The organism is Arthrobacter sp. H41 (assembly GCF_000520535.1).
Lineage (GTDB): Bacteria > Actinomycetota > Actinomycetes > Actinomycetales > Micrococcaceae > Arthrobacter_D.
This window is the reverse complement of record NZ_KI914767.1, coordinates 12,868-14,662: the sequence shown is the minus strand read 5'-3', so window position 1 is coordinate 14,662 and position 1,795 is coordinate 12,868. Positions and strand designations below refer to the sequence as shown.

The window sequence follows — 1,795 nt, the reverse complement described above, 5'->3', positions numbered from 1 at the left end:
GGCCTCCCCGCCGTCGCCCTCGGCGACTACCGCCTACTTCCGCCTACTTCGCGGCTTCCTTGTTGACGTCGGTGGGCGAATCGTACTCCCGGTCCGGAAGGTTGTTCAGGGTCTCCATCACGGAGTCATCGGCTCCGGATCCTTCGGCGTGCTTGACCAGGTTCTCCTTGGATACCGGGTAGTCGATGCCGCCCAGTGCCTTCTGGATATCGATGGGGCTCGGATCTGCCATGTGTTCCGTCCTTTTCTTGAGGGTTTGACTTGCATTCACTGCTTCGGTGGCCCGTGGACCACCGAAGCGGCGTCTATGGTACGGTCGGTGACCGTGGTGGGTGATTCGAGGTGCACCGCGCCGGAGGGAAGAATCCCTGCTCCGCCGTAGCGCTCCATCACGCGCCACTGCGCCGCGACATCTTCTCCGGCGTGGGCATCCGGCAGGTCCTCCCAGAAGCCGAATCCTCCGCAGTTCACCAGGGCCTCGCGGTCGAACAGGACGCAGCCGCCCACCCACGCGACCTTGTAGAGCCTCCAGGACCCGGGGTCGAGATCGAGGCCCTGCGCGGCATGGACAAGATTCGCGGCATTGTGCAGCTTCCACCGCGGGAAGCCCTCGGCGTCCTGCCGGATGCGTTCAGGGAGTACTTCCCCACCCTCCCAGAACTCCAGCTCCACCCGCTCGGAGGGGCGTTCGTCGTCGAGGTAGGACAACCCCTGCACTGCGGAACCGATGAAGCCGCACCCCGCGCTCCGCAGCGCGGAGCAGAGGCGCAGGAGGGTACCCGGCTCGAGCCAGACGTCGTTGTCGAGGAACAGGACGAAAGGTGCGGACGAGATTCCGAGCAGGAAGCTCCGGTGCTCGGCGAGGCCGCGGCGTGGGAGATGCCGTTCAAGGAGCACTTGCGTGCCCTGCGCCCGCAGCACGCGGATTATCGCCTGCACCGCAGGATGGTCGTAGGCCGGTGCGTCCTCCGTCTGGTCGCTCACGACCACCCGGAAATCGATGCCGTCCTGCGCAGCGAGCCCCGCGAGCGTCACTGCGAGCTCGGCGGAACGGGTGAAGGAGGGAATGAGCACATCCATTTCCGGATCCACCTGCGCGGCAGGCAGCCCCCACTCTCCGGACCAGCGGGTCATGGCGCGCCCTCGGCGGCAGGTTCGGCGGACGTCCGGATCTTCTGTACCACCGCCGTCGTCGACCGCTCCGGCACGTAGTCGAGGATGCGCACGGTCCCCCCGAAGGCTTCCACCACCGGGGTCTCCTCAAGCATCTGCGCGGAGTAGTCCCCGCCCTTCGCGTAGATGTCGGGGCGCAGCGCCTCGATCAGCGGAATGGGAGTGTCGGTCGCGAAAACCGTCACGTAGTCCACGCAGCTCAGCGCGGCGATCACCCCGGCCCGGTCAGCGAGCGCATTGATGGGCCGGTCCGGTCCCTTGAGCCGGCGGACGCCGTCGTCGTCGTTGAGTGCCACCACCAGTACGTCACCCAGCTGCTTGGCCTGGTTGAGGTAGCGCGTGTGCCCGCGGTGCAGGACGTCGAAACACCCGTTCGTGAGGACGATGCGGAGGCCCGCCTCCCGATCCCGTCCGATCCGCCGGGCCAGGTCCTCCGCGCTGAGGGCCGTGTCGGCGAAGCTGCCAAGATGCACGGCGAGGTCCTCTGTCGAGCACACGGAGGTCCCGGGCCGGTGTACGACGACGTCGGCCGCCGCCTGGGCGAGGTCGAGGCTGGTCGCCAGCGGCAGCCCGGCGGCCCGCGCTGCGGTGAGGCAGGCCACGAAGGTGTCCCCGGCGCCAG

At 67.9% G+C, this 1,795-nt stretch carries 3 protein-coding genes; all 3 read right to left on the bottom strand.

What is annotated here, in order from left to right:
* Nucleotides 1–43: 43 nt before the first annotated feature.
* Nucleotides 44–232: a DUF2795 domain-containing protein gene (locus tag Y705_RS0103240; protein WP_026531813.1), complete on the bottom strand. Its 189-nt coding sequence runs from the start codon at nt 230–232 to the stop codon at nt 44–46.
* A gap of 35 nt (nt 233–267) precedes the next feature.
* Nucleotides 268–1,134 (bottom strand): glycosyltransferase, encoded by an 867-nt coding sequence (locus Y705_RS0103235; RefSeq protein WP_049822196.1) that lies wholly within the window; start codon nt 1,132–1,134, stop codon nt 268–270.
* On the bottom strand, nt 1,131–1,795 hold a 665-nt coding region (rfaE2, locus tag Y705_RS17015), incomplete at its 5' end, for a D-glycero-beta-D-manno-heptose 1-phosphate adenylyltransferase (RefSeq protein WP_081737747.1). The genes Y705_RS0103235 and rfaE2, both read right to left, overlap by 4 nt.